Annotated in this window: 1 protein-coding gene; it reads left to right on the plus strand. The window is 42.4% G+C overall.

Features of this window, described 5'->3' with window-relative positions:
• Positions 1 to 22: 22 nt before the first annotated feature.
• The coding region (locus tag Mspo_RS20415; protein WP_368854820.1) for a ribulose bisphosphate carboxylase small subunit at positions 23 to 231 on the plus strand (209 nt) is incomplete at its 3' end.

Here is a 231-nt window from a genome sequence, read left to right on the forward strand (position 1 = left end):
TGATAACAAGAGATGGGAGACATTGTCATACTTGCCACCCCTAACTCCAGAGCAAATTTTGAAGCAAGTCGACTACCTATTGAAGAACAAGTGGGTACCTTGCATAGAATTTGATGAGGATGCTCTAATCAAGAGGATTTATGGTACAACCCCAGGGTATTATGATGGAAGGTATTGGATCATGTGGAAGCTACCCATGTTTGGGTGCAATGATCCATCACAAGTGATGAG

Origin of the sequence: Methylosinus sp. Ce-a6 (assembly GCF_009811655.1) — a bacterium.
Taxonomy (GTDB): Bacteria; Pseudomonadota; Alphaproteobacteria; order Rhizobiales; family Beijerinckiaceae; genus Methylosinus.